Annotated in this window: 25 protein-coding genes; 14 read left to right on the forward strand and 11 right to left on the reverse strand. The window is 46.9% G+C overall.

Going from position 1 to position 26668, the window contains the following annotated elements:
* Positions 1 to 3: 3 nt before the first annotated feature.
* The gene (locus tag VNK96_01205) at positions 4 to 852 is read left to right on the forward strand and encodes an SPFH domain-containing protein (GenBank protein ID HWP30332.1); all 849 of its coding nucleotides are present in this window, start codon (positions 4 to 6) and stop codon (positions 850 to 852) included.
* A gap of 129 nt (positions 853 to 981) precedes the next feature.
* On the opposite strand, the gene VNK96_01210 is transcribed toward VNK96_01205, so the two are convergent.
* The 4 genes from VNK96_01210 to VNK96_01225 all read right to left on the reverse strand — a co-directional run bounded on the left by VNK96_01210 (position 982) and on the right by VNK96_01225 (position 4844).
* Positions 982 to 1716, reverse strand: coding sequence for a hypothetical protein (locus VNK96_01210; protein ID HWP30333.1), 735 nt, complete (start codon positions 1714 to 1716; stop codon positions 982 to 984).
* Positions 1717 to 1784: 68 nt separating this feature from the next.
* Positions 1785 to 2699, reverse strand: coding sequence for a hypothetical protein (locus VNK96_01215; GenBank protein ID HWP30334.1), 915 nt, complete (start codon positions 2697 to 2699; stop codon positions 1785 to 1787).
* A 45-nt stretch (positions 2700 to 2744) separates the two neighbouring features.
* Positions 2745 to 3527, reverse strand: coding sequence for a hypothetical protein (locus VNK96_01220; GenBank protein HWP30335.1), 783 nt, complete (start codon positions 3525 to 3527; stop codon positions 2745 to 2747).
* A gap of 15 nt (positions 3528 to 3542) precedes the next feature.
* Positions 3543 to 4844 carry an aminotransferase class I/II-fold pyridoxal phosphate-dependent enzyme gene (locus VNK96_01225; GenBank protein HWP30336.1) on the reverse strand — a complete coding sequence of 434 codons (1302 nt, stop codon included), beginning with the start codon at positions 4842 to 4844 and terminating at the stop codon, positions 3543 to 3545.
* A gap of 163 nt (positions 4845 to 5007) precedes the next feature.
* Here VNK96_01225 and VNK96_01230 point away from each other — a divergent pair, with 163 nt between their 5' ends.
* The gene (locus VNK96_01230; protein ID HWP30337.1) at positions 5008 to 5781 is read left to right on the forward strand and encodes a hypothetical protein; all 774 of its coding nucleotides are present in this window, start codon (positions 5008 to 5010) and stop codon (positions 5779 to 5781) included.
* Positions 5782 to 5816: 35 nt separating this feature from the next.
* Here the strand turns inward: VNK96_01230 and VNK96_01235 are convergent, their stop codons facing one another.
* The gene (locus tag VNK96_01235; protein ID HWP30338.1) at positions 5817 to 7166 is read right to left on the reverse strand and encodes an NAD(P)/FAD-dependent oxidoreductase; all 1350 of its coding nucleotides are present in this window, start codon (positions 7164 to 7166) and stop codon (positions 5817 to 5819) included.
* On the opposite strand from VNK96_01235, the gene VNK96_01240 reads away from it, so the two are divergent.
* Positions 7147 to 7785, forward strand: a complete 639-nt coding sequence (locus tag VNK96_01240) for a cob(I)yrinic acid a,c-diamide adenosyltransferase (GenBank protein ID HWP30339.1) — start codon at positions 7147 to 7149, stop codon at positions 7783 to 7785. The genes VNK96_01235 and VNK96_01240 overlap by 20 nt on opposite strands.
* Positions 7782 to 8507: a hypothetical protein gene (locus VNK96_01245; GenBank protein ID HWP30340.1), complete on the forward strand. Its 726-nt coding sequence runs from the start codon at positions 7782 to 7784 to the stop codon at positions 8505 to 8507. Before VNK96_01240 ends, VNK96_01245 begins: the two co-directional genes overlap by 4 nt.
* On the opposite strand, the gene VNK96_01250 is transcribed toward VNK96_01245, so the two are convergent.
* The 3 genes from VNK96_01250 to VNK96_01260 all read right to left on the reverse strand — a co-directional run bounded on the left by VNK96_01250 (position 8504) and on the right by VNK96_01260 (position 11175).
* Positions 8504 to 8974 (reverse strand): FHA domain-containing protein, encoded by a 471-nt coding sequence (locus tag VNK96_01250; protein ID HWP30341.1) that lies wholly within the window; start codon positions 8972 to 8974, stop codon positions 8504 to 8506. The two genes, VNK96_01245 and VNK96_01250, sit on opposite strands and share 4 nt — an antisense overlap.
* Complete coding sequence (locus tag VNK96_01255) at positions 8952 to 10406, reverse strand: sodium:solute symporter family protein (GenBank protein HWP30342.1); 1455 nt, start codon at positions 10404 to 10406, stop codon at positions 8952 to 8954. The genes VNK96_01250 and VNK96_01255 overlap by 23 nt, the downstream gene beginning before the upstream one ends.
* Positions 10407 to 10506: 100 nt before the next feature.
* A complete protein-coding gene (locus tag VNK96_01260; protein HWP30343.1) occupies positions 10507 to 11175 on the reverse strand; it encodes a thiamine diphosphokinase in 669 nt (222 codons plus the stop codon).
* Between the two features lie 470 nt (positions 11176 to 11645).
* Here VNK96_01260 and dnaA point away from each other — a divergent pair, with 470 nt between their 5' ends.
* The 9 genes from dnaA to VNK96_01305 all read left to right on the forward strand — a co-directional run bounded on the left by dnaA (position 11646) and on the right by VNK96_01305 (position 19689).
* The gene (dnaA, locus tag VNK96_01265) at positions 11646 to 12995 is read left to right on the forward strand and encodes a chromosomal replication initiator protein DnaA (GenBank protein HWP30344.1); all 1350 of its coding nucleotides are present in this window, start codon (positions 11646 to 11648) and stop codon (positions 12993 to 12995) included.
* 212 nt (positions 12996 to 13207) lie between these two features.
* Positions 13208 to 13687: a pantetheine-phosphate adenylyltransferase gene (coaD, locus tag VNK96_01270; protein HWP30345.1), complete on the forward strand. Its 480-nt coding sequence runs from the start codon at positions 13208 to 13210 to the stop codon at positions 13685 to 13687.
* A 183-nt stretch (positions 13688 to 13870) separates the two neighbouring features.
* Complete coding sequence (locus tag VNK96_01275; protein HWP30346.1) at positions 13871 to 14413, forward strand: hypothetical protein; 543 nt, start codon at positions 13871 to 13873, stop codon at positions 14411 to 14413.
* A 44-nt stretch (positions 14414 to 14457) separates the two neighbouring features.
* Positions 14458 to 14991 (forward strand): DUF177 domain-containing protein, encoded by a 534-nt coding sequence (locus tag VNK96_01280; GenBank protein ID HWP30347.1) that lies wholly within the window; start codon positions 14458 to 14460, stop codon positions 14989 to 14991.
* Positions 14988 to 15995 (forward strand): phosphate acyltransferase PlsX, encoded by a 1008-nt coding sequence (plsX, locus tag VNK96_01285; GenBank protein HWP30348.1) that lies wholly within the window; start codon positions 14988 to 14990, stop codon positions 15993 to 15995. Before VNK96_01280 ends, plsX begins: the two co-directional genes overlap by 4 nt.
* Positions 15985 to 16971, forward strand: a complete 987-nt coding sequence (locus VNK96_01290; GenBank protein HWP30349.1) for a beta-ketoacyl-ACP synthase III — start codon at positions 15985 to 15987, stop codon at positions 16969 to 16971. The genes plsX and VNK96_01290 overlap by 11 nt, the downstream gene beginning before the upstream one ends.
* 12 nt (positions 16972 to 16983) lie before the next feature.
* Complete coding sequence (locus tag VNK96_01295) at positions 16984 to 18063, forward strand: AI-2E family transporter (protein HWP30350.1); 1080 nt, start codon at positions 16984 to 16986, stop codon at positions 18061 to 18063.
* A 37-nt stretch (positions 18064 to 18100) separates the two neighbouring features.
* Complete coding sequence (locus VNK96_01300; protein HWP30351.1) at positions 18101 to 19198, forward strand: AI-2E family transporter; 1098 nt, start codon at positions 18101 to 18103, stop codon at positions 19196 to 19198.
* A 14-nt stretch (positions 19199 to 19212) separates the two neighbouring features.
* The gene (locus tag VNK96_01305; GenBank protein HWP30352.1) at positions 19213 to 19689 is read left to right on the forward strand and encodes a DinB family protein; all 477 of its coding nucleotides are present in this window, start codon (positions 19213 to 19215) and stop codon (positions 19687 to 19689) included.
* 4 nt (positions 19690 to 19693) lie between these two features.
* On the opposite strand, the gene VNK96_01310 is transcribed toward VNK96_01305, so the two are convergent.
* The 3 genes from VNK96_01310 to VNK96_01320 form a co-directional block, all read right to left on the reverse strand.
* Positions 19694 to 21346, reverse strand: coding sequence for a ribonuclease J (locus tag VNK96_01310; GenBank protein HWP30353.1), 1653 nt, complete (start codon positions 21344 to 21346; stop codon positions 19694 to 19696).
* A gap of 34 nt (positions 21347 to 21380) precedes the next feature.
* Positions 21381 to 23693 carry a glycosyltransferase family 4 protein gene (locus VNK96_01315; protein HWP30354.1) on the reverse strand — a complete coding sequence of 771 codons (2313 nt, stop codon included), beginning with the start codon at positions 23691 to 23693 and terminating at the stop codon, positions 21381 to 21383.
* Positions 23694 to 23776: 83 nt separating this feature from the next.
* Positions 23777 to 24781: a hypothetical protein gene (locus tag VNK96_01320; GenBank protein ID HWP30355.1), complete on the reverse strand. Its 1005-nt coding sequence runs from the start codon at positions 24779 to 24781 to the stop codon at positions 23777 to 23779.
* Positions 24782 to 24879: 98 nt separating this feature from the next.
* On the opposite strand from VNK96_01320, the gene VNK96_01325 reads away from it, so the two are divergent.
* Positions 24880 to 26553 (forward strand): M14 family metallopeptidase, encoded by a 1674-nt coding sequence (locus VNK96_01325; protein ID HWP30356.1) that lies wholly within the window; start codon positions 24880 to 24882, stop codon positions 26551 to 26553.
* Positions 26554 to 26668: the final 115 nt, after the last annotated feature.

Consider the following 26668-nt stretch of genomic DNA (forward strand, 5'->3'; position numbering starts at 1 on the left):
AGCATGATTGTCAATTACCTCGCAGGAATCGTTTTCGTCGTATTGATGGGTATCGGCTGGCTCATATGGGGAGAAAGTCTTATAAAACCAACGCCCGAATGGGAGTTGCCCCTTGGGTGGACTCTCGCGAGCATTTACGTTTCTTCGTCTGTCAAGTTGGCGGCGCAATGGGAACGCGCTTTGATATTTCAACTCGGCAAATTCCACCGAACGCGCGGTCCAGGTGTGTACCTTATCATTCCTCTCATCGAGCAAGTCCGCCATGTTGACATTCGCATCGTAGCGATGGAATTGCCTCGCCAGGAAGCCATCACGAAAGACAACGTGCCAATTGCTATTGATGCAGTGATATTTATGCGAGTCGTGCGTCCCGACCAAGCGGTTATCAATGTTCAGAACTACGCGGTTGCAATTACGGAATTCGCGCGCGCGTCATTGCGCGACGTGATTGGTGGACGCACACTCGATGAAGTGCTTTCGGAGCGCGAGGGGATCGGTCAGCAAATAGCGCACATCGTGGACAAAGAAACCGAACATTGGGGTCTTGCTGTAGACGGGATTAGGATTCAGGACATCATCCTTCCCGAGGATTTGAAACGCGTAATGAGTCGGCAAGCGGCGGCGGAACGCGAGAAACGCGCCGTGATTACGAAATCCGAAGGCGATAGAATGGCGGCGGAAAATTTAGCGGCGGCGGCAGAAATCATGATGAGAAGCCCCGGAGCGATGCAATTACGAACTCTGCAAACGCTGGATGGCTTGGGTCCCACGGCATCAAATACGGTTGTGATGGCTCTGCCCGTGCAAGTAATGGAAGCCATCGAGGCTTTAGCGGGATTGAAGAGGGGGTAGGGGAATTGGTTTCGTTGCTATTTATTATGCAAATTTTAAACAATAGTGTCTGGAATAGTTAGTAAAAAAATTTAGTGCAATGAAATACTAACAGTGCCTAAAACCATCGCAGTTGAGGCTGGAAAGGTGTCAAATACGTTTTGAGCAAATGTCGCTTACGGGGCATCCGCCACAATTAGGTTGCGATGAAAAACACCATTTTGTCCCAATCCACCAGAGGGGAGAATCGAGTTCACCCGGATATCCCGGACTCAATCGCCGAGCGGTCTCTATAGCCGCTTTTTCACTCATTTGTTCGCTCAAGCCCAAGCGGTAAAGGACGCGCTGAACATGGACATCGGGCTTTACATTTATATTGTAGGTATCGTGGAAATGAGCAAGGTCAAGTCGTTCTAATAAGATGACAATCATCGCTGCTATGCCTGGTCCAACGCCATGGATTTGTTGCAGCCGCTCTTGCACGAATTTTGCGGAACGATTTTCCCATAGCGATTGAACACGCCCCCCCAAATCATTACAAACCATCGCGGAGAGCTCTTTAATGGTGCGCGGCGCATCATTTGTGTATCTCGGCTTTTTTTCGAGTCGTTTTATAACTTCTTTTAGCTCGGCTTCACTCATTTCCGCAATACGGCAGGGGTCGAGGTGGCCAAGTTGTCGTTGTAACTGATAAGGAATCCCCCAGATAAGCTCTGCCTTCGTCCCCCTATCCAAACATCCCGCTAAGAGGAACGCATAGGGATTGGTTTCCACTAACTCTTGCGCCTCCGGTGGCCCGTCGGCAGGAATCAACCCGCGTTTACGGATGTCGGCGCTAACTTCCAAAAGCCGATGTATTAGTCTTTGCTCTGTCTCCCCTTTCATGAATTTAGTTATTCCTTTTGTTCTGAAGCTTAGTCATCTTCCTTACAGCATCTTTTCCAAAACACGCCTTAATCCCACGCTCGCTTGAGCTTTTGATTCATTACATTACTTGGATTATCAAAAAAAGGACTCGTAATAGGTTTCAGCCATGCAGACCCCCTGAAACTAATACTACCATCATCGTTCTTAAGAGGTTTAATACCAAACGCAGTGACAAAAAGACCTTGGGCATTACGCAGCGTTGAGCGAGGAGTACAAACTCCCTTAGGAACCAATACGCGCCGCAGGTTTAGTACCTTCAGCCAAAAGAGATCGGCTTCTTCTTTTGGCAAATTATATAACAACTCAAACCCCCCCCATGGTAGATCCAAAAAAACTATGTGCTCCATTTTTGGGTCATATGAATCCAATTGCTGCTGTGCCTCTTTAAGTATTTTATATAGTTTTCTTTTTAGTCGCAACAAATCTTCAGTTCCTTTTACTTCTGAAAGAGTGTCTTTGCACTCAATCAATAGATTATCATTCTTAACAAGAATATCGGGACTTTTACTTTTCCCTGGTGGTATAAACTCGCAAGTGTATCCTGCTTTGCTTAACCAGCAGAAGATGATACTACTGTAAATAGCTCCGAACGCTTGTTGCAAGTTATATCGTGTTGGTTCGCTACTTCTACTACTTATATCAATTTCATTTGGAGTCGGGTTAGCAACTCTAGGCAACGATAGGGCGATTTGGCGAGCAGCAGCGTCACGAATATCATCATGCACTTTTTGCCAAAAAGTTACAAGGGGTAAGAATGCTCCTAAAAAAACAACGTTCTCTTCATGAGTTCGAATGCCAACAATAGCATCGTCGGGAACTGAATCGGCTGGAGTCGATGTGTCTCTAAGCCAACTCAATTCCTGAGGACGCTGAGCAATAATGTCACATATAATTGTATTTACCCTTCGAAGCTCTGATGCCTTTAGTCGAACGTTAACCATTGACAATTATTTCTAACGTTTTCGGAATAATCTTTAAAAAACATTTCATTTAGGATTAGCAATATCAGTTAAGATAAAATCCGCTTTATGTTCGTGCGTGATTCTATAAGCGCCAAAGGAAATTGACTTCGCGTCAGCACTTATCAAGACCTGCCCCTTCTCATTTTTTAAAGGAAAGACAACCAAGTATTTTGCATTATATGCAGTATAAGTCTCGGTTCGAATTGTATTGTAAAAAACGGTAGTGTATTCACCTTTTGAATAAATGCGAGCACTACGTAAGTCACTTTGCTCTGAAGTACCTGTTATTTCAACTGGCTTAGAATCTCCTTCTCTAAAAACAGTACGAATAGGGTCTTTTTCGTTATCCGCAAAGAGAACAAAAGAAATGTCCTGCACATCTTCAGGGCGTGCAGCACGCTTTATATATTGATTTGAAATCCCACTGGTTCCAGGCCAAGCATATAGGTCTACTAGAAAGACAGCAATAGGCATCGGACCTTTCAATTTATCTAGTACTATTTGTTCCCCAGCCTCGTTGTTTACGTATTCCATTTCATCTAAAAACCCACAGATTACTGAAAGGCAATTTGGGGTTAGGATTGTAACATTAGGTGCCTGCCAACTTTCACCACGGAGAGATCTCACCTTTCCAATATCTTTATTACACCCTTTCTTTTGAAGTAATTCAGACAAATTTTTCTTCTTCTTCCTCCATTCTCTGCCTTCGTTATAGTATTTTCGGAGCAAGTCAGGTTGTCCAACGAAAGCAGGGTGAATTTCAGATGAAGTCAAAAACGTTACAGTGAACGCTAAAATCGCTGTCATAAATCTCTATATTCCTCATATCAACCCCAATTTCCTGCCACATTTTTCGAATGCGGCGAGGGCGAATTCTAAGTCCTCTCGGGTGTGTGCGGCGGAGGGCATGGTGCGGATACGGGCGAGGCCGCGCGGAACAGTCGGATAAACAATCGAGAGCGCATAGACGCCTTCCTCCCACAGCATCTGTTCCATTTTACCGGCGATCTCTTCGGAAGTAAGCGACTCCAGTGACCCTGTCGAACCAGAAGCCTCGACTGCAGAGGCGGTCGAGGCATCAGAAGTTTTCGGCGTCGAAGCCCGCGACTTCGGGGGGGCGCATAGAATCGGCGTAATCGGGGTTTCACTCCCCATCGTGTCGAATCCTAATTTTTGCAATGAAGATTTCCACCAGCGCGCGTTGTCCCAAAGTTTTCGCATCGGCTCAGGGTCGGTTTGCATAATCTCGATTGCCGCAATGAGCGCGGCGGCAACCATCGGCGGATGTGCTGTGCTGAAAAGATAGGGTCTTCCGCGATTGATCAACCACTCTTTCAACGATTTCGAACCGGCGATGTACCCCCCCATCACGCCGAGCGCTTTGCTCAATGTCCCCAACTGGATATCCACTCGACCGTATAAATTGAAATGCGATGTCGTTCCCGCTCCGTTTTTCCCCAAAACGCCGCTTGCATGCGCATCGTCCACCATCACGAACGCATCGTATTGCTCTGCAAGTCGAACGATATCAGGGAGGGGGGCGATATCACCATCCATACTGAAAACACCGTCGGTAACAATCATTTTTTTCTTGAAGCCCTTCGCATTCGCTCTTTTGAGAATATCTTCCAAATGATTCATATCTTTATGTCTGTAAACCCAACCTTCCGATTTACGATACTCCGCATTCGATAATCTCACTCCGTCAATGATTGAGGCATGATTCAATTCATCGCTGATAATTACATCGCCTTCGACCATAATCGCAGGAATCGTGCCGCTGTTCGCAGTCCAGCCGGATTGGAAGACCAATACCGCTTCGACTTGTTTGAATTCGGCGAGTTTTTGTTCCAATTCGTCGTGCACGGACATCGTGCCGCCAATCCATCGCACCGCACCAGCGCCTACACCCCATTTTTCTATCGCTTTAATCGCGGCTTCTCGCAACTTCGGATGATTCGCCAAGCCGAGATAATTGTTGCTAGAGAGGTTGACCACTTCCTTCCCGTTCATCCGCACCCTTCCACCGGCTGGCGTTTGCAGGATGCGGGGGACTTTGTAAAGATGCTGGTCTTTGAGGAGTTGCAGTTGTTCGTCGAGCCAGGTTTGCAGTGTCCGATTCATCGCAAAAAAGATTGTACACCTATGGGTCGATGGGATGGGATTAGAAAATGCCCGGATTTTCAGAACGTAAATTGTTTCTGCGTCAGTTGTTTCTGCGTCGAGAGTGTGATATTATTATTAGGACAACCCTTCATGGGCAACAATCAAGAGGAGAGTCGAGACTATGAATATTACGAGCATCGTGATTTTCTTGGCGTTGCCACCGACTACGTTTTCTGGGAGCGCCAACAGTCTGAGCGAGCCAATCTCATTCTTCGCATTTTCGGAACGCTTCGGTTACACCGGCACAGTCTCGGTTTACAACACGTTCGAAGATGCAAAATCCGGTAAAAATCCGCGCTTCAAAGACTTGCCGTTTCCCCAGCGCGACGGAAGTATCTTCCTGGTGCTCAACGCTCGTTCTTTTTGGACAGACGCAAATATTTTTCTAACGAATTGGTATTCGAATAACGGCAACAATTCCAACAATCAAAACGCCGGATTCGTTCAAATGTACGATATCAACGCCTCGAATTGGAAGAATCATTCGGGGTATTGGCATAGCGACATGCAAACGTTTACGGCGTTTGCAAAAGGTGCAAATGCCACATACCCTTCGAAGGAGCATCCCGAGGATTTCGCTCGCTTATGGAATGCAGGCGCCCCCCCGGGAAGCGGTGAAAGCACTAAGGGCACGTATCTAACCTATGAGTATTCACTAACCGCGACGGGTTTGAATGCAGTCGATCCCGATAAGGACGGCTTTTTCGAGAACAAGACTAACGCGACGTCTTACAGTGGGTATTTCAAAGGCATCTTTCGAAACGAAAGCAAAACTTCGCCTGCTTCGAACGGTTATTACGTAGTCGACCTCAAGTTCAACAGCATAAGTTGGGCGGCGGCGAATAACTACGCGAAAGATGACCGTTTCGGTTCGAACAAAGTGCGGGAAAAATAGCATAAGCACTACGCTTGCTAAGAACTGTAATGCCTTTATCCATCGGATGGTCCTTTTCCGACGATTAATCGAGCGCCGCGATTTTTCGTGAAATAACTCCATGCCCACTGGAACATCACGAGTATTTTGCTGTCGAATTGAATCAAATACCGAATGTGCACGAAAATCCAAATGAGCCACGCGACGAATCCCGATAGTTTCATGCGTGGAAGGTCTGCGACGGCAGAGTTTCTTCCGATTACCGCCAAATTTCCGTAATTTTTGTACCGAAAAGGTTTTGAGGATTTCTTTTTGGACCTGTTTTGGAGTCTTTCTCGAATCGTGCGTGCGACATAACCTCCCTGTTGCATCGCTACTTGTGCGACTCCCGGTAAAGCCTTTCCATCTTCATCCAAGCAATGAGCCAAATCACCGATCACGAAAATTTCCGGGAACTTCGGGAGCGAAAGGTCGGGCTGCACTTTGACTCGACCGACTCCATCGAGTTCCGAACCCGTTTTCTGAGCCAATATTTTTCCTAAATCCGATGCTTTGACTCCAGCAGCCCAGAGCACCGTTTTCGCACGGATCGTTCGTCCTCCCGCCTCGACTTCGTCTTCACGGACATCCGTTACGAATGTTTTCGTAAGCACGGTTACACCCAATTTCTCCAAAGCCTTTTGCGCTTTTTTAGAAAGCTCCGGAGGATAGGATGGGAGAATTCTATCTGTCCCTTCGAGGAGAAAGATTTTCGCAAGTCGTGGATTGATACGGCGGAAATCTTTTTTCAGGGTTTCGTGCGCAAGTTCCCCTAATGCTCCTGCCAATTCGACGCCTGTAGCCCCCCCACCTACAATCACGAATGTCATCCATGCTTCTCTTTTCTTTTCGTCATTTTCTCTTTCTGCGGCCTCGAATGCCAAAAAAATTCTCCTTCGCATCTCTAATGCATCTTCTACCGTTTTCAAACCGACCGCGCGCTCCATCCATTCGTCGTGTCCAAAATAATGATGAGTTACGCCTGTCGAGACCACCAACGTATCATAACGCAAACTCTCCATGAATTCGTTATCCCCCCCGCTCCCAGCAAACGGCAGCGAATTCAATCTCAATTTCTTTTCCTCGGGAAGAATATCCACGACATCCGCCATAAGAACGATAGTGTTGCGTTGGTTTTTCAAAACCGCCCTCAAAGGTGCGGCGATGTTTCCCGGGGATATGCCCCCGGTGGCGACTTGATACAAGAGAGGTTGAAAAAGGTGGAAATTGCGCCTGTCTACGAGAACGACTTCGACGGGAGCCTTTCCCAATGCCTTCGCTGTGTAAAGACCTCCGAAGCCTCCTCCTATGATCACGACCCTATGCGTTTTCGAGATTGGCTGCACGGTGCCCATCGTAGCACGCATGCGAACTAAGAATCATGGTTTCGAAAGTGCACTTTATCGAGTCAAATTACAGTACACTTATTCCATGACCCGAATCTACACTCGAAGCGGAGATTCAGGAGAAACTGGGCTAATCGGAGGGCAACGAAGAAAAAAATGCGATTTGCGCATACATGCAATCGGGGAAATTGACGAACTCAATGCTTCCCTCGGATTGGCGCGTTCCGCCAACAAGGACGGAGAGATCGATGGAATGCTCGCAACTTTGCAGAACCAATTGTTTAATTTGGGGTGTATTTTAGCGACGAATGATCAATCGCACATCTCGTGCCGCACGGTGGACGAAGACGATGTTTTGAAATTAGAAAAGTGGATTGATAAACTTAACGAAACCCTTCCCCCGTTGAAAGAATTCATTCTTCCTGCCGGCGCTCTTCCTGCGGCATATCTACACTTTGCGCGAGCAGTGTGCCGCAGAGCCGAACGCTGTATCGTAGAACTCGCTATGAAAGAAGACATTCTTCCCATAATAACCGTCTATTTGAACAGACTTTCCGATCTTCTCTTCGTTATGGCTCGCTCAGCAAATCAAAGACACGGCATTCAAGAAATTACATGGAATCCGGAGGCTGAAGAATGATCATCATCCTATCTTGCTTTCTACTTTCATTGGGAAATCCCGTTTCTACCGAAACTGCACAAGAAATTTTCAACAAAATGTTATCCCGTTATCACCAAGCGAATTCGATTAAAGGTTCGATAACGTTCAATCAAACGGGCAAATTTTCCGGTGGAAGCGCGACGACCACGACCATCACGAACATACATGCAAAGAAACCGAATTTCGTTTACTTCGAACAGATTCGCAAATCCAGAGAGCCGCTCGTATTCAAGGCGATTTGCGACGGTAAGCAGTTGGCGTATTCAGCCCCCCCGGAATGGGCACAGGGCGATCCGAGAAAAAGATATCTTTATGAACCGGCTCCTCCTACTTTGGACGGGATACTCAATGTCTTCCCTACTTTGCTCTTGGACCGCTCCCTTCCCGTTGCGCTAGCGCTTTATAATCCTTATGAAATCAAATTGATTACATCTCGTTTGACCGATTTGTCTATTCACGATGAACCGGAACTCGATGGAAAGAAGGTTTGGCGATTGAGCGCAAAGATGTCTCTTTTGGAACGAGCATCTCCGGAGGTGTCTATTCCCGTGTTTTTCTATATCAGCAAGAACTACGAATTATTAGGCGTCGCATGGGAAGAAACCGTAATGTTTCAAGAAAAGGTGCAAGTTACGAATCAGTGGATCGTGAAGTTGGAATTGAACGCGAAAGTGGACGAAGGATTGTTCAAAGTTCCTTAATCTCCAACCTTCTCTTGCATGTCTGACATGTCGGATTTTTTAAATCTAAAGATAAACCGCGCATTTCCAAAAGCGATTTCTTGACCGTCATTCAGAATCGTAGGCTCCGAAATTTTTCTGAAATCCCCCCCTTCTTCCAAAACGAATGTTCCGTTACTCGAACCTAAATCTGAAAGAATCCATTTCCCGTTTTCTAATTCGATTCGCGCATGACGTCGGGAAACGTAAACTCCTTCTGGCAGTGAACTCAAATCTATATCCACCGGTCCTACCGATGGGTCGAAACGACCTATCACAGCCGGAGAGGATAACGTAAATACTTCGCCTGTCTCTTTTCCCTCTCTCACCACGTATAATTCCGCCCGAGGGGTTTCTTCTTGCTCTTCTGAAATTTCTTCCCCTCCAGATTCTTTTACTTCATCAGAAACTTCGTCTGAAAAATTCTCATTCAACGAATCGTTGTGCATATCGTTTCCTCCGAGATTCAACGAGAACGCCGATTGAAAATGCGAATAAGGCGCAACAAAGTCCTATCCAAATCGGTTTGTCTCGAAAAAGACTCAGCCATGCAAGGCTTTCGAGCCATGACGAAAAATCGACATTCGGATTTCTCGTAACCAGAAGATACCACGTCAACGCCCCCAGTGAACCGAATAGCATGGAAGCGAAAGCAGTTACCGGATAAGGTCTCCAGCGAGTTGCATAAGCAAAAAACACGGGAAGCAAAAGCCCGGGAATTGCTATGCTTCCCAGGTCGTACCACAAATACACGACACTGGGAATGAGAAGAGCGAACACGAGTCCCAAAACGGTTGCCAAAAACACCCCGAAGCGTGTAATCCAAACAGTCTTCGTTTCCGAAATTTTAGGATATGCGCGAGAAATCAAATCTCTACCTATCGTCGAACCTGACACGAATGTGTAACCGACTAACGAGGAAATAATGATGCCGAACATCCCTGCAAAAAACAATCCTTTCAAACCGGAAGGCAAAACGGCGTCACCGAACAAAGGAAATAGTTTCAGCCCCTTCCCGCTTCCCAAAGCGGAATAGGCATAAAGAGCAACCCCTGTCGTCAGCAAATCGAAAAACATCCAACAGAGAACACTAATTAAAACGCCTTTGCGCGCTAAATCGGGATTGCGAATCGAAGTAACCCTCTGATGAAATCCGGGGTCAACGAACGTCCATGCTCCGATGAGAAACCAACTCAAAACGAAAAATACCCCTTGACCGGCATCCCAACTCCGAGAAGTTTCAGGAAGTTTTTGAATGAGTTGCATCGGCGCACCGAATTTCGCAACGGCGATGATCAACATAATCATAAAAGAGAGGTACATCAAAACGAAACTCAAAGTATTAGCACGCGCATCTGCTAATAATCCGCCGCGATAAAGAAACAAAGTTCCGAAGAGAGTGCCAATCACCGCAGACCAAACATAGGGCAAACCGGTTGTCACTTCTGCCAGTGTCGCCATCATCGCAATGTGCGCAGCCGGTAAGCCAAGGATTAAAACTAAGAAAGCAGAAACGATGCTCGTTGGGCGACCATAACAACGTTCCATACGTTCGGGAAGACTGATTTGCTCATCCTCTCTCACACGATGCGCCATGAACAAAGCGTAGGCAACTCCGAAAACGTAATACGGAACACCGAGGATTACCCATGTAGACAAACCATAAAAATCGAATGCCTCTCCGACTCCCAAAATTCCGCCGTACCAAGTCGTAACCAATGTAGCAACGAATAGCGGAAGAGAAAGCCTTCTCCCCGCGGCAATGTATTGGAGCACTGTGTATTCTCGAAGTCGGACGCTTAAACCGAGTGTTACGAAGGCGATAAGCGTCAGAGCAACGACACTGTAATCGAGCCACGAAAATGTAACCCGTTCATCCATTTCTATTGCGTGGTGTTAGAATTTTATGCACCGAAAACATCGCAAATTATTTACCCTCTTTAGCAATACTGAAGCGCACAGAGTTTATTATTTTTTGAATTCACTTCATCTCCCAAGATACGGGTTGATTACATCGTTCTACAAAAACTGCCAAACAGCCACTTTCGATTTCTAAAAAAACTTCGTTTTGCGTAGCGCGGTTCGAAATTCCGTCCTTCGTTCCTAACGCGAGAAACATTCCGTCTACTTCCCACTTTAGTCCTCTGCTCGAAATCATATTAGTCGGAAGCAAGGGCACGAGAGAAACCAATGCATCTAATCGAGGAACGGATAAAACATGCCTTCCAGAAGTGAGGATGTGAACGATGGAAGTTTGGAAGACGAAACGGATTCTCGCTTTGTCTGCATACGCTCCCGCAGCGCCTAACGCACAAATCGTGTGGTCGAGCCTGTCTCCTTCCGAACCGATGAAAACGATTTCTTTCGCATTCTTTCGATTTACCGTGTAATCCAGAACCTTTTGAACATCTGTGGTATCTTGGCTCGGGTCGAAAAGCATCTCGACGGACGAAAATTTTTCTTTCACCGAAGGAGAGATACCGTCGAAGTCGCCGATGATGACATTCGGAGCAACCCCGAGTTCCGCAAGGAAATCCGAGCCTCCGTTCGCTGCTACGATGTAGGTGGCTTCCCTTACCCATGCTTCGAGGTCTCCCGGAAGAAAGATTCCTCCATGTAAGACGATAAGCACACGTTCATTCGAAAGCACGAGAAAAATGATACTTTCTAAACCGAACAAGAAGCGATGCTTTTTCGGCGTTTGCCTTCTCTTAGGAACGGTAGATTCGAAGTGTTGTGAAAATATGATCTAACAAATAAGTCTTTGAAAGAGGAAAACAACTGGAGTCGGAGTCAGAGGAATGATTATGATTCGTAAGCGAGCGTGAATGTCTTCGAAATCGCTTTATTCAAGATGAATAGTTTTTTATCCGTAATGAATAGTTTTTATATGCGCGAAGAACATTTTGAGCACCGGGATGTAGACATCAGTAAAACAAATTTCTTTCTAATTTCGTTTGCGCGAAACGACAAAGTTCATGAAAAACAGAATTTCCGATACAATCGCCAAGAATCATGGGAAAACGTGCGGATTAAATTTAACAATTTTCTTGTCCAAAAGAGAGAGGAATCGGCGAGTAGGATGTACAATAAATTTCAGGCATTGCTATGGAGTTCCAGTTGTCTCTTGAAGAAGATCCCATTCTAGGCACACTGCGACGTATCTTCGATCGCGCCAAAAAGCGCGTCCTTCCCAGTCTTCCTAAACTGCAGTACGAGAAATTCATCAAACCCCTCGAATTAGAAGGCAGGGAAGAAAATTTGATATTTATCACCGCTCCTGGAAAATTCATACAGGAGTGGGTTCGTGATAAATATCGAAAGCAATTGGAAGAAGCATTTTCTCAGGAACTCGGCGAACGCATAGAATTAGTCATCGAAGCGCGCCTTCAAGAAAGAAAACCTCAAGAGCAAATTCCCACGACACCAATTGCCCCGATTGCCATCGATTCTTCACCTTGTTACAGTTTCGAAAATTTCGTGATAGGCCCTACCAACCATATTGCATATAACGGCGTATTACGAATTTGCGAAAAACCGGGTTCTTACTGTAATCCCCTTTTTATCTATGGACCTATCGGAGTGGGAAAAACACACCTTCTCTGCGCGGCTACCTCAGAACTTCGCAAAAAACACCCCGGGTTGGCAGTGCGTTATATGACCGCCCAAGAGTTTGCAAGTGGGTTTATCCAATCTCTCGAAAAAAATAGCCTTCCGAGCTACCGGAAGGCTATAGAAAACGTCGGAGCTTGGCTCGTGGATGATATCGGTTTTCTGGAAGGAAAAAATAAAACCCAGGAGGAGATGTTCTTCATCTTCAATTCTCTGCTCCAAAGCGGCAAACAAATCGTGCTCAGTGCTGAACGCCCTCCCCGAGACCTCACCAAAATCGAAGAACGCTTACGAACGAGGTTCGAAAGCGCTCTTGTGGCGGAGATTCAGCCTCCCGACACTGGCATGCGAATAGAAATTCTCAAAAAGAAGGCAGCAAACGAGGGAATCGAGATGCCCGATGAAGTAGCGGAGTACCTCGCTATGCATACGCCGGGACGAAACGTAAGGACAATGCTCGGAGCCTTCACTACGCTTGTAGCGCACCACAGCATAACGAAACGTCCATTGGATGTTCAATTTGCCGAAGAAGTCGTAAAACCGCTCTTCGGATGCATGCCTATGATGCCTTCTGCAGACGAGATCTTGAAAACCGTGGCGAGTTATTACAGCGTTAGCATTGACCAACTCACCGGACCTACGAGGAAAGCATGGATTGCGCATGCTCGTCATGTCGCGATTTACCTTTGCCGAGAAGTTCTCAATGAAAGTTGGCAACGTCTCGGAGCGCGTTTCGGCGGGAGAGACCACTCCTCCATCATGCACGCTTATCAAAAAATAAATTCCTTATTGGAAAAAGAAGAGCGCACTCGCAGTGAAATTTCGAACATACGGAAAGAATTGAACCTTCCAAGTTAGCATCAATAGCCATATAACAATCTCGGTTACCCTTGTGCGCTGTGGGCACCCTAAAAGGTGCGTATCCGAAAATTTTTTAGAACGATTTCCTTCTTGTGGCTCCCTTTGTGCATCTTAGGTTTTAGTTCATATCGCGCGAAAACTCGAAGAACCTTGCTTGTAGACACAGGCGACTGAAAATCGGATGACATAAGTAGGGGTAAAAGGAACGTATGGCAATCGCGGTTTACCCAGGTAGTTTCGACCCTCCCACATTCGGCCACCTCGACATCGTCCAGCGTGCTTCGGCTCTCTTCGAAAAACTCTACATCGCAATAGGAAGAAACCCATCGAAAGAGGACGTTTTCACTTTGGAAGAGAGAGTGAAACTTATGGAAGCTCTCACGAGAAACGAATCGAACATCCAAGTAGAAGCATTCGAAGGACTTTTAGTAAATTTCGTAAAAGAGAAGGGAGCGAAAGTCATCGTACGCGGACTGCGGGCTGTTAGCGATTTCGAAAACGAATTCCAAATGGCTTTGATGAACCGCCAACTCGCAGGCATCGAAACGGTTTTCCTCATGACGAGCGCAGAATATCTATTCGTTTCCTCGAGCATCGTAGAGGAGGTGGCAAGTTTCGGAGGGGACGTCAGCAAATTGGTGCCTGATATTGTTGCGGCTCGGCTCAAAGAGAAGTTTAAGAAGCAGTAGCCTTGTGGTTATCTCATTTCGACCTCGAAGTCGAAGGTAAGAAGCAGAGCATGAGAAGGTCTCGAAGAACGAAGAGGGTTCTCACCCTCCTCCGGCGAATAACGGTAAAAAAATACACCGAATTTGGAGTAGAGTTTCTCGTGCACTCGGACGAGAGAGCACAAGCGCCAGGAGAGTAAATCAATGGAAATAGAAATCATAAAAACTTTAGAAGAACTTCGAGAACTCATCGAGAAGCCTCGCCAGTTTTTGGGCGTTTCTGTTGGCTTGAACAAGGAAGAATGCATATTGCTTATCCGGAAGATTCACTCCCAACTCCCTGACGCAATAAAAGAAGCCGAGCAGACACTTAGAGAGAAGGAGAAAATCAAGGACTCCGCTCAACTCGATGCCCATTTGACGCTCGAGAGGGCGAAAGCAGACGGCGCAAGGATTCTAGAGATAGCACAAAGGGAAGCTGAGCGCATCCTCGAAGAATCACGAATGGAAAGGGAGAGGCTTATCCATGAAAGCGAAATCCTGAAGGCTGCCAAGCAGGAAGCGGAACAGATACGCGCGGAAAGCCAATCCGAAGCGATGCGTGTGAGAAGAAGCGCTGACGAATATGCTCTCGATGTCCTCCTTCGCCTTGAAAATGTCGTCAACAAGGTACTAAGTACCATAGAAAGGGGAAAAGTCGAACTGCAAAGGGCATCTAATGCCACCAGGCAAGTGCAAGGGAAATAAAAGTCTCTCTGGTAAACTTTAACCAACGACAGGCAATTCTGCGGATGGTCTTTCCAATGCACAAAGAGAAACTCCTCGACCTTAACGAAGGCGTACAATTTCCAGGGAAGGTTTTATCCTTCGAGATAAGTACGGAACTCGAAGAGGAAGAAGATATCGATCTTCTTTCACCCATTCAGGGCACACTCCAAGTGGTGAGTAACATCAGCGTACTCACTATAACGGGGCATTTCGAGGCTTCGGTGATGATGGAATGCGCTCGCTGCTTACAACCGGTTGTCGTTGACCTCGAGTTCGACGTACACGAAGAGTTTCCTATTTCAGGAATTCCTGCAAGCATCGCAAAAAATTCCTACGCTCAAATAAAAACAGAAAATGAACTCGCACCTCTTTTCGAAGATAACTCGCTAATTTACGAAGAATTGTTGCGCCAGAATCTTTGGTTGAATCTCCCAAGTAGACCTTTATGTAGGAGCGATTGTCCTGGATTGCCAGAAATGGAGTCCTTATCGGAGCCTATTCATCCAGAATTCGAAGAGATTTATGAAATTCTGAAAAAGCGGGAGCAAGAAGATTGAGGATCGCCGTGGATGCAATGGGCGGCGACTATGCCCCCGAGGAAATCATAAAAGGCGTATTGCAAGTCGCTTCCTCCATCCAAGGGCAAATTCTCCTCGTAGGGCGCAAAGAAGCCATTGAAAAATACCTCCCATCTCCAACACAGAACATCGCCATAATTCCAGCAACAGATGTTATCGAAATGCATGATTCGCCTGTGGAATCGGTTTTGAAAAAGAAAGATTCTTCCCTCCTAAAGGCGGTTTACATGGTCCGGGATGGGACAGCCGATGCGTTAGTTACTGCGGGAAACACCGGAGCTGCTGCCGCTGCATGTCACATCATTTTGCGTTGCCTTCCTCGAATCAATCGTCCAGCCATCGCGACCACTTTTCCTTCTAAAAAGGATCGTTTCGTCGTCTTAGACAGTGGGGCTACACCCGATGCAGATGTAAGGAACCTTTTGGAGTTTGCCGTAATGGGAAGCGCTTACGCAGAAACAGTATTAGGAAAGAAAGAACCCCGCATTGGACTCCTCAACATCGGGGAAGAAGCAACCAAAGGGAACATTCTGACGAAAGAGGCTTATAAATTGCTATCGAAGAACTTGCCGAATTTCGCGGGCAATGTAGAAGGGAAAGACATTTTCGAAGGAAATTTCGATGTGGTCGTTTGCGATGGATTCGTCGGGAACGTGTTGCTCAAAACGGCACAAGGATGCGCTGAATGGATAAAAGAACTCATTCAAAATTCCTTTCCTCGCAATCCCATTCTCAAACTCATCGCTTATCGAATCTTGAAACCTGGCTTATCGAGAATGATGAAGTCTATAGATTACGCGGAAATAGGGGGGGCACCTCTTCTGGGTGTAAACGGACTTTGCGTTATCGCTCATGGACGGAGTCGCGCGAAGGCAATCCGCAATGCAATCATGCTCGTGCAAAACGAATACAAAGGGCATTTGAACGAACTCATCAAAGAACGAATCCAACATTTGCAGACGGAGCAAGCCGGTGCAATCTAAGCGAGCAGTGATTCAATCCATCGGCATGAGTGTTGCCGAAAAGGTGATGACGAATCAGGAGTTCGAAAAGATCTTAGATACATCGGACGAGTGGATTCGCACGCGGACGGGAATCGTCGAAAGACGAATTGCGAAACCTGACGAAGCGGCATCCGATTTCGCCATCCGAGCATCGCGAGAGGCACTCGAACGGGCGAACGCCTCCCCGGAAAGCCTCGACCTGATATGCGTCGCGAGCGTAACAGGCGACAGACTCTTTCCGTCGACGTCGTGTCTCGTCCAAGCCGCTTTAGGAGCGAAGAACGCTGCTGCATTTGACGTCGGCGCCGCCTGTGCCGGATTTATTTATGCTTGCGAAATCGTTGGCTCGATGATTCAATCAGGTTCCATTCACCGCGCCTTGGTTATCGGAGTAGACGTCCTCACGAAGTTCGTAGATTGGTCCGACAGGTCAACTGCAATTCTTTTCGGAGACGGAGGGGGGGCTGCTTATATGGAATCAGGTGAAGGCGACAGAGGCGTGATTGCTACTGTGATGCACTCGGATGGTGAAGGGGCGGAACGAATCCGCATTCAAATCGGTGGCTCTCGCTTTCCCGTATGTGCACCTCACTCGAAAGGGCAATCTCCTTTTCTTTACATGGAGGGGCGTGAAGTTTATCGTTTTGCGGTAAAAGCGATGGGTGAAAGTTGTTGCGAAGTTTTAAAAAAAGCAGGCATGAACCCAGAAGACGTAACTCTTTTTGTCCCTCATCAAGCGAATTTGAGAATCATTCAAGCAGCGGCTGACCGTATAGGCTTGCCGTGGGAAAAAGTTTTCATCAATGTAGATAAATACGGAAACATGGGCGCTGGAAGCATCCCCGTCGCTCTTTACGAAGCGGAACAAAGCGGAATGCTCAAAAAAGGAGATGTCGTTTTGACGGTAGGTTTCGGGGCAGGGCTTATTTGGGGAGCTAATCTCATTCGCTGGTAAATCAGGTGGATTATGTATCCGCTACAAAAGTATAGAAAGTTCGGGTTCGGAATCGCTTTGGGGTTAATTGCTTTGGGGGGGCTTTATATTATCCTTCCGTTTTGGCAGGCAATCGCATGGGGGGGCACTCTCGCTATTCTCGTTTACCCCCTGTATCAAAAACTGCGTGCGAGATTCTCCCCCAACATTGCTGCCTTCACGGCGACGATGCTTACGCTGCTCTTCATCATGGGACCTTTGGTCACGGTCGCAATTGCGGCATATCTCGAACTCAACCTCGCATTTCGTGAATTGCAATCTTCACAACGCGCAAAAGGGAAAGAATTGACTTTCGAGTCCATCGTCAACTCGACGGAAAACACACTGCGTCCTATTTTAGCGAGTGTCGGAATCAAGGAATTCAACCTTCGTGAAAGTTTGCGACAAGTCATTCAGCCAGCGTTAGGGACCGCACCGCAAATCGTGCGCTGGATTCTCAAAGGAGTGATCATTTTCGTTTTCACGCATGTTCTTCTCTTTTTTCTTTTAAGAGATGGACAACGCCTTCATCAACCTGCGTTGGATATCATTCCCTTGCCCACTGAAAAAAGCCAGGAAGTTTTGGATTCCGTGCATCAAACGGTAAACGCCGTGTTCTATGGTGTCGTTTTGGTTGCCGTGATGCAAGGACTTACAACGGGTTTGTTGTTTTTCTTTTTGGGTGTTCCCGCTGCTTTTCTATGGGGGTTGGCTGCAATTATCTTATGCGCGATACCCTTTGTCGGTGCACCTGTTATTTATGTGCCGATGGCTTTGTTGCTCGCACTCAATGAGGAATGGACACGTGCGATTATTTTGCTATTGGGTGGGCTGCTTTTGGTAAGTTCCCTCGATAACATCTTTCGTCCCATCATCATCAGTCAGCGCGTTCCTTTACATCCCATCGCAGTATTCTTCAGCCTTATCGGGGGAATTCTTTCATTGGGACCTGTAGGCTTGGTCGTAGGACCCGTTTTGTTGTGTTTGGCAGTTGGGGCGCTCCAGATTATAAGAGAAATCGCTCAGGAGAACAAAGAAGAAAGCATATTGCCAGAATCCATTGCAACTAAATAACCCAGATAAAGTATCGTAGATTGCAAAGGAAATAGCATTGGCATTACCTGTAGAAGAGGAACGAACTCGAGAAGAACCCATCTACGCAGCGGAAAAATACCGCCGCGTAGCGTTTGCAATTCTTGCTGGGATTGTCGGTGTTTTGGCTCTCATCGTATTCTTGCCGTTTTGGCAGGCGTTAGCCTGGGGGGTTGCTTTATCGATTATCGTTTATCCGATCTACGCGCATCTAAAACGAAAGATGCCGCGGATGCTCGCTGCGATTCTCGTTACCCTCCTAACCGCCTCTTTTTTGGTGCTTCCTCTCGCAGTCTTCGGCTTAGCGCTTTATGGCGAGGCGCGCGCCTTTTATATCGAACTCCAAACGAATGGCGCGACGCAAGGGGAGCCTCAAATCGTGCAAGGCTTAAATCGTTTCAACGATTCGATTCAACCGTTTTTAGCGCAATTCGGGATTCAAGATTTCGATTTGAAGCTCGCTTTACAACGATGGATAGAACCGATGATAGGGGGGGCACCCAGATTCCTTGCAAACGTCGTACATGTCGTCTTGGTCTTTATTTTTTCTTTATTGCTTCTTTTTTTCATTCTTTTGGATAGCAATAGACTTTATGAGCCGGCACTCTCCCTCATTCCTTTACCGAGGGCGAAAAGCCAAGCACTGCTCACTTCGATTTACGATACAGTGCATGCGACGTTTTTCGGAGTCGTGTTGATTTCTATCATTAACGGGATTCTTGTCGGGCTTTGGTTTTTGCTTCTCGACATCCCTGGTGCGATGTGGTGGGGAGTGGTGACTGCATTGTTTTCCTTTATTCCCATTGCAGGAGCGCCTTTCGTGTATTTGCCTGTCGGGGCTTATCTTGCATACCAAGGAGATTGGCTTCGCGCATTGTTGGTGATCGGTTTCGGGCTATTGATCGTGAGTTTGACCGTAGACAAGATTTATCGCTCTTTCGTTGTAGGTTCGAGAAGTAGACTTCATCCTATGGTGGTTTTCTTCAGTTTATTAGGGGGGGCTTTCGCTCTGGGTGCAGTAGGAACGTTCATCGGTCCCGTCGTATGCATCGTGGCATTGAAACTGCTCGATGTTTTGCGGGAGATTAATTCTCCTACCGAAGAGTCGGTTCGATAAGTATAATTTAGAATATGGACGCACTTCGTAAGCATCTTCTCGACCTTTTGAAAGGAGGTCGAGCATACGACACATTCGATGACATCGTAGCGGAATTTACGCCAGAAGAGCGCGGGATGATTCCACCAGGAGCAGAACGAAGCGCTTGGCAAATCCTCGAACATATGCGCATAGCGCTCGTAGATATCCTCGAATTCATAGAAAACGAAGACAACTCCTATGTGGAACGCGTATACCCCGACGAGTATTGGAACGAATCACCTTTGCCGAATGCCGAAGCATGGGAAAAAACGATACGAGGATATCTCGAAGGGCGAAAAAAACTCGAGAAACTCATCAAAGACGAAAAACGAGATTTATTCGCTCCATTTCCTTGGGGGGAAGGTGAGACTCTGCTTCGCGAAATCCTTCTCGCTATGGAGCACGAGGCACATCATTTGGGGCAACTCGTAGAATTAAAACGTTGGGTAGCGTCTCGAAGTCGGAAATAACGATTTACACATCGATAACAGAAGCAATTACCAACGGTCGTTTGTTCGACGTGCGTTTGAAATATCTTCGTGCTAAATCGGAAACCTCTTGATGAACCGCGCCAGTATCGTGAAGTTCTGCATGAGATAACTTTTGCAATGACGAGAGAATTACGTCTTGCAAATCTAAAATCGCCCCATCCAACCCTACGACTCCTCTCGTAACAATTTCCGGTGTCCCTATGATTTTCCCTGCCTCCGAATCAATCGCAACATTGATGAATACAACTCCATCGTTGGCTAAGTTTTGACGGTCGCGCAAAACGTCATCCGTAACGCCCGCATAACCACTCGAATCCACCAATACTCTCCCGCAAACTACATCGTCCGCAAATTCGATGCGGTCACGAGTCAACACCAAACGATTGCCATTTTCCAAAACGATCAAGTTGCTTTCTGTATAACCCATTTCTCGAGCGAGTTGGCAATAGTGATATTGATGTCTTGGCTCTCCGTGAACCGGTGCAATCGCTTTCGGTCGCATTAGATTAATAAGCAATTTCAATTCTTCTTGATATGCATGGCCACTTACATGCTGACCTTCTTCGGGACCATAGAGAACCCACGCCCCTTGCCGGAAAAGACGATTCACAGTCTGCCAAACGGCGGTTTCATTTCCAGGAATCGGACGGGCTGAATAAATAACCGTATCGCCCGAGCGAATTTGCATGCGAGGATATTCGTCTTTCGACATCAAATTCAACGCAGAAAGCGGTTCTCCTTGCGCACCGGTCGTGAGAATGACGATTTGATGGTCTTCATACATATCGCAGTCTTCCAATCGAATCATAAGATCTTTCGGAACGCGCAGGCGTTTCGTATCACGAGCAATCGCGAAATTTTGCTCCATGCTTCTTCCTGCAAGGGCAACTTTTCTACCGAAAGCGTTAGCAATATCGAGCGCTTGTTGGATGCGATGAAGATTCGTCGCAAAAGTCGTAATGAGAATTCTTCCCGGTGCCTGTGAAAAAACACGTTCGAAACCAGGAACTACGGATTTTTCACTAGGTGACCAACCTGGCGTATCTGCATTCGTACTATCGCTCAACAAAAGCAAAACACCTTCGTCTCCCAATTCACCAAAACGCGAAATTTCTGTAAGCCTCCCATCCACTGGCGTGAAATCCAACTTTAAATCTCCTGTAAAGACAACGGCACCCAGGGGGGTGTGGATCGCTATTGCGTAACTATCGGGAAGGCTATGAGTAACGTGAATGGGTTCGAAATTGAAATTGCCAATCGTGATTCTATTTCCTTGTGAAAACGTTCTAAGGTCTAAATCGGATAACGGCATCCGTTCGGAAAGTTTTCTTTTTACGAGTTCGATAGTGAGCAAACTTCCATAAACTGGAACGCGAAATTCGGGAAGTATATAAGGCAGAGCGCCTACATGGTCTTCATGTCCATGGGTCAACACAATTGCCCGAAGATGCTCTTTATTCTGGCGGAGAAAAGTCGTATCGGGAATAACAATATCCACACCGTGCATTTCCTCGGTAGGGAATGATAAACCGGCATCGATCAATAAAAATTCCCCGTCGAGACCGACGACGGTCATATTTTTTCCGATTTCTCCGCATCCTCCGAGAGGGATGATTTCGACGCGTTCCACTGTCATTATTGAGACTTAAACGCAATCAGAAATGCAAGGGTTAGAGATTCGGAACTTTCAATAACCCGATTTCTTCGATGTCTTCTTTCTTTTCCGAAAGATAAAGACTTGCTATGTCCAAGGACGCTAATAGATAAGAGAGAGTGGACTCCGCACCCATGTTTTCATTGATGCCGAGAGGTGTTATTCCATCTCTGCACCCTCCGCTTATTTCGTCTACGAGAGGAAGTCCGACATCGTTTTTTCCTAAGAACCAATCGAAACTTATTTCTGCTCGTTCTCGCCATTTTTTGTCGTTCGTTACCAAATAGGCTCGTTTCGCTAACGCAACCATCGCTGCCGCGTCTACCGGCTGTTGGTCGAACTGTGCTTTTTGTTTTCCTCGCGTCCACCATCCTCGATTTCCGATTAACGATAAATGTCCATTTTCAGGGTTCGTGCAATTTTCGAAAAGCCATTCTGCGCACGCTAAGCCCGCTTCTAATACACCATCGAGCTCCGACCAGGCAGACGCAGCGATAAATGCTTCGGGTATCCGCGCGTTGTCGTAAGCCAAGATGTCTTCCACCCAAACCCAATTCTGCTGATGATAATGACGATTCGCTTCGTACAAATTTAGAAGTTTTTTCGTCAACGTCATCCCCATGCGTCGCACAGGCAAATCGCCGCTAAATCGCGTTAGATAGGCGTCTATGCCGAGTATGGCTAATGCCCAAGCACGCGGACTGGTGAAAGTATTCAACACAGGCAAGATTTCGTGAAATAAATCGAACGCCGCTCTTTGGCCATAACCTTTAGGTGCGTGTGCTGTCGCATAGCCGGTTGCCCAAACGGTTCTTCCATGCGAGTCTTCCGAGCCCATGTCTTCCAACCAGAATCTCTCGAAAGACATGAAATTTCGAACTCTTCCGTTGTCAGGGTTATATGCATAACGAAGAAACGACAATGTGCGTGGAATCAGTTCTTTGATTTCCGAATCTCCATTGAGAAGATAATCGTGGCAGCCTGCAATCAACGTCCTGGCGTTATCATCGGTGGTGTATCCGTGCGACCTGTCGGGAATGGTATAGCGTGCATGTTGAAAAACTCCCGTTTCGTCGCAGAGAGATTTCAAATAATCCCAACGAATCTTTGCCGGCTTCCCACCAACGAAGGAGAAAACTCTTGCGGGGGCGCGTCCACTTTGAAAAATTTGATTCACTAACGCCGCGTATGCTTTCCCGATATTCGCCCATGTTAGAGTTCTTCCGTACTTATAAGCTGCTTTACGCATTCGCACTCTGCGCAGTTGGTCTTGAATAAGAGTCTTTAAATTCTCCGCCAATGCATCCGGGTCGTTGAAAGGAGTGAGTATTCCGCGATTATCCGAAAGCATTTCTTTTGCTGCAACGTAGGGAGTAGAAATGATTGCTTTTCCAGCAGCGACTGCGTAAGTTAATGGACCTGACGAAATTTGTTCTTCACCTGGATAAGGTGAAATATAGATATCCGCTCCTTGTATGTATTGCTTCAACTCTTCATCGTCGAGATAACGATTGACGAACTGAACATGGTCTTGTAAATTCAATTCTTCGACGAGTTTTATCAAACTTTCTCGATACTTCTCACCTTCGCGTTTCAATAATTCGGGATGAGTCGCACCTACGATGAGATAAGTAACATCAGGGATATCCTTCACCAATTTCGCTAATGCATGAAGCGCCATTTCTATACCTTTGCTGGGACCGAGATGGCCAAACGTCATCAATACCCAACGCCCCGTGAGACCTAAAGTTTCTTGATAATAAGCAGGGTCGGTAAAAGGTAAATCCGGAGCGCCGTGAGGGATATGAACGATTTTCTCTACTTCAATGTTATAAATGTCTTTCAAAAGAGGAATTGCCCCTTTCGAAATCGTTACGACGATTGTCGCGGCATCACATAATTCCTGAAGGACTCGGCGTTGATTAGGAGTGGGTTTCGAAAGAACGGTATGCAAAGTTACTGTGTAAGGTTTACGCAAAGCATGCGCTAACTCTAAAATCAGTTCTCCGTCAGCCCCCCCGTAAATTCCGTATTCGTGTTGAATGCTGATGACGTCCGCGTGAGAACGACTCAAAAATTCCGCAGCCACACGATAATCATCCGCAACCTCTTTCCGAATTTCGTATGCAACTTCTTTCGGATAATGAAATTCACCGAAATGGTCGGAAATCGCCGCAACAATAGGACCGTGTTTCGCTCGAATTTTCGGGACGGAATAATAAGCATGTACTAAGTCACGTGCGAATGTAGCAATCCCACAATGACGTGGAACATATGTGCTTACGACAGCTAGAACTGCCTCGGCTACGAATTCTTTCGTTCTGCGCAAACACTAACCTCCCTTTTTTTCCTCTGTTTAACGCAAAATCCAGGCGGAGAATTGCAGATTTTTCCGTGTAAGAAGTTTTTTTATTATACCTGTTCTTGGAGCCAGTCCAAAATTTCGCGAATGCTCCCCACAGCGACTCCTATACAGGTATCTGCCGCTCCATAATAAAGCCGAATCGTGTCGCCATCGGGTGCAATCGTATAGCCACAAGGAAAAACAACGTCTCCGACATCGCCGACCCTCTCGTACTGCTCTTCGGGCCCAAAAATCCATTCATTTCCCCGCTTGATGACTTTGCAAGGGTTCTCTAGGTCCAGCAGTGCAGCACCGAGTCGGTAGAGACTGCTCGAAGGGGTCCTCCGAACCCCATGATAAAGGATAAGCCAGCCTTCTTTCGTTTCGATAGGTGGCGGGGAGAGACCAATTCTCAAGGCATCCCACCAAGCCCCACGACGAGATTCTAAAAGCATCTGGTGGTCTCCCCAGTGTTTGAGGTCAGGGGAAAAACTTATCCACATATCCGCAGAGCGTGTGAAAGCGGAAACTGGGCGGTGGATCATCGCCCACCGTCCTTTGAACTGCTTCGGGAAAAGCGAAGCATCTTTGTTTTCCGGAGGATGGACGCTTCCGTAAAGTTCCCACTCCTGAAAGTCTTTAGTCAACGCCAACTTTACGTGGGGTCCCATAGGGCAGTACGCTGTGTAACAAATCCCATACTTGCCTATGCTTGGTAAATATACGATTCGAGGGTCTTCGAGCCCCCAATTTTCATCAGAACCAGGACCCTCGTAAGGTAACAAAGACGGTTTGGGGTTTATCTCCCAGTTTTTGAATCCGTCCCGGCTTTTGGCAATCGTAAAATGCGATATCCCTCTTCTGTCCTCTACCCGAACGAGGAGGAGGGTTTCTTTCGTGTCCTCGAGAAGGACAGCGCCTGCATTGAAAACGGCATTAGCCGAGTAAGGCCAATGTGCTGCCGATAATATCGGATTCCCCGGATATCTCTTGAATAGATTCGCCACGTGCCCATTTTTCATCTTCGGCTCCGGGTTCTGCCAAAGGGATGGCGGTACGTCTTCGAATGCCATTTCCATATATTGTCGGTAGTCATACAGACGAATAAAATTCTAATTTAGACTCATGAAATAAATACTCGTCATTTTGCGAGTCATATATAATTCGACTCATGCCAGATATCTCCTTTCATCGTTATTACCGTTACGAAGAACTCACTTCATTACTCCGTGCCTACTCGCAGGAGTTCCCTACCCTCGTAGGACTCGAATCCATCGGCAAAAGTTTCGAAGGCAGAGACATTTGGCTCGTCACTGTTACTGACAATTCTACGGGTAGTCATGAGAATAAGCCTGCATTTTGGTGCGATGGGAACATTCATGCCAGCGAGGTCAGCCCCAGCACCGCAGTTCTCTATCTTCTGCACACTTTGGTTACACAATTCGAAAAAGACGAGCAGATCACCCATGCCTTGAAAACACGTACTTTTTATCTCGTTCCGAGAGTGAATCCAGATGGCGCAGAATGGGCGTTAGCCGATAAACCCAAAATCATTCGCAGTAGCACGCGCCCTTACCCTTACGACGAAGAAGACCCATACGGATTAGAACGGGAAGATATCGATGGTGATGGTCGCATTCTCAGTATGCGAATCGAAGACCCGAACGGAGCATGGAAAATCAGCGAGGAAGAACCGCGTTTGATGGTTCGACGCGAGCCATCGGAAACGGGGGGGAAATACTACCGGATGATGCCGGAGGGACGTTTTTACAATTTCGACCCCCTGCGTTTGAGAGGAAGAAAAATCAAAGAGGGTTTGGACCTGAATCGAAATTTCCCGAGTGGTTGGCGACTCGAATACGAACAGGTGGGGGCAGGACCTTATCCGACGAGCGAGCCGGAAGTCCGCGCAATAGTGCAAGCGATTACGAATCGTCCGAACATCTGCGGTGCGGTCACTTTTCATACCTATTCCGGTGTTCATCTGCGCCCCCCCAGCAGGATGCCGGATGAAGACATTCCCGCGGAAGATTTATGGAACTATCAAAAAATCGGCGATAAAGGAAAGGAATTGACCGGTTATCCCGCCATCAGCAATTATCACGAATTCCGTTATCATCCGAAAGAAGTTATTACAGGCGTTTTCGACGATTGGATGTACGAGCATCGCGGAGTTTTCGCTTGGACTACAGAAATATGGTCTCCGCAACGCGAAGCCGGAATCACGGACTATAAATATATCGAGTGGTTTCGCGAGCACCCCTTCGAGCACGATAAGATGCTTCTGAAATGGTCGGATGAAAAACTGGGTGGAAAAGGATATGTGGATTGGTACGAATTCGAACATCCACAACTCGGGAAAGTCGAGTTGGGCGGCTGGGATGGACTTTATGCATGGCGAAATCCCCCCCCAGAATATTTAGAGCGAGAAGTCGCTCGTTTTCCGAAATGGATTGTTTGGCAAGCACTGCTTTCTCCACAATTGAAAACGCACCGAGTGGAATTGCTTAGAAATGGCGAATCGACGGTGATACGCTTCGCTGTGGATAACATCGGCTGGCTTCCGACTTATATCACGAAAATAGGTTTGAACAGAAAACTTTGCAGAGGGGTGGTTGGTGAAATCGAACTTCCTGAAAATATGAAGTTGCTGTCGGGGCTTTTGCGTGAGGAAGGACCTCAATTAGAAGGGCGTTCTCACATACCCGCTTCGACTTTCGGATGGATTTTCCAAGAGACAGACCATCGGCACGTTTTCGAATGGTCGGTCAAAGGGAAAGGGCGCGTCAAATTAACAGCGCGCCATGACCGAGCCGGGGTTGTAACAGAAACTGTGGAAGTTTAGACAACTCAAAAAGACCTTCTTTTTATTAAGTGATGATGCAAACAGAGAAGGCGCGGAGTTGCCGAAGATGAACAAGCATTTTCAAACAAGAAAACCCCCTCCTCAAAGGTTCCCC

The sequence above is a fragment of the Fimbriimonadales bacterium genome, assembly GCA_035559795.1.
GTDB lineage: Bacteria > Armatimonadota > Fimbriimonadia > Fimbriimonadales > ATM1 > DATMAR01.

Bases quoted from the DNA above. Each gene is read 5' to 3' on its own strand.
- VNK96_01205 (HWP30332.1), top strand. From the start codon at position 4: ATGATTGTCAATTACCTCGCAGGAATCGTTTTCGTCGTATTGATGGGT.
- VNK96_01210 (HWP30333.1), bottom strand. From the start codon at position 1,716: ATGAAAGGGGAGACAGAGCAAAGACTAATACATCGGCTTTTGGAAGTT.
- VNK96_01215 (HWP30334.1), bottom strand. From the start codon at position 2,699: ATGGTTAACGTTCGACTAAAGGCATCAGAGCTTCGAAGGGTAAATACA.
- VNK96_01220 (HWP30335.1), bottom strand. From the start codon at position 3,527: ATGACAGCGATTTTAGCGTTCACTGTAACGTTTTTGACTTCATCTGAA.
- VNK96_01225 (HWP30336.1), bottom strand. From the start codon at position 4,844: ATGAATCGGACACTGCAAACCTGGCTCGACGAACAACTGCAACTCCTC.
- VNK96_01230 (HWP30337.1), top strand. From the start codon at position 5,008: ATGAATATTACGAGCATCGTGATTTTCTTGGCGTTGCCACCGACTACG.
- VNK96_01235 (HWP30338.1), bottom strand. From the start codon at position 7,166: ATGCGTGCTACGATGGGCACCGTGCAGCCAATCTCGAAAACGCATAGG.
- VNK96_01245 (HWP30340.1), top strand. From the start codon at position 7,782: ATGATCATCATCCTATCTTGCTTTCTACTTTCATTGGGAAATCCCGTT.
- VNK96_01250 (HWP30341.1), bottom strand. From the start codon at position 8,974: ATGCACAACGATTCGTTGAATGAGAATTTTTCAGACGAAGTTTCTGAT.
- VNK96_01255 (HWP30342.1), bottom strand. From the start codon at position 10,406: ATGGATGAACGGGTTACATTTTCGTGGCTCGATTACAGTGTCGTTGCT.
- coaD (HWP30345.1), top strand. From the start codon at position 13,208: ATGGCAATCGCGGTTTACCCAGGTAGTTTCGACCCTCCCACATTCGGC.
- VNK96_01275 (HWP30346.1), top strand. From the start codon at position 13,871: ATGGAAATAGAAATCATAAAAACTTTAGAAGAACTTCGAGAACTCATC.
- VNK96_01280 (HWP30347.1), top strand. From the start codon at position 14,458: ATGGTCTTTCCAATGCACAAAGAGAAACTCCTCGACCTTAACGAAGGC.
- VNK96_01295 (HWP30350.1), top strand. From the start codon at position 16,984: ATGTATCCGCTACAAAAGTATAGAAAGTTCGGGTTCGGAATCGCTTTG.
- VNK96_01305 (HWP30352.1), top strand. From the start codon at position 19,213: ATGGACGCACTTCGTAAGCATCTTCTCGACCTTTTGAAAGGAGGTCGA.
- VNK96_01310 (HWP30353.1), bottom strand. From the start codon at position 21,346: ATGACAGTGGAACGCGTCGAAATCATCCCTCTCGGAGGATGCGGAGAA.
- VNK96_01320 (HWP30355.1), bottom strand. From the start codon at position 24,781: ATGGCATTCGAAGACGTACCGCCATCCCTTTGGCAGAACCCGGAGCCG.
- VNK96_01325 (HWP30356.1), top strand. From the start codon at position 24,880: ATGCCAGATATCTCCTTTCATCGTTATTACCGTTACGAAGAACTCACT.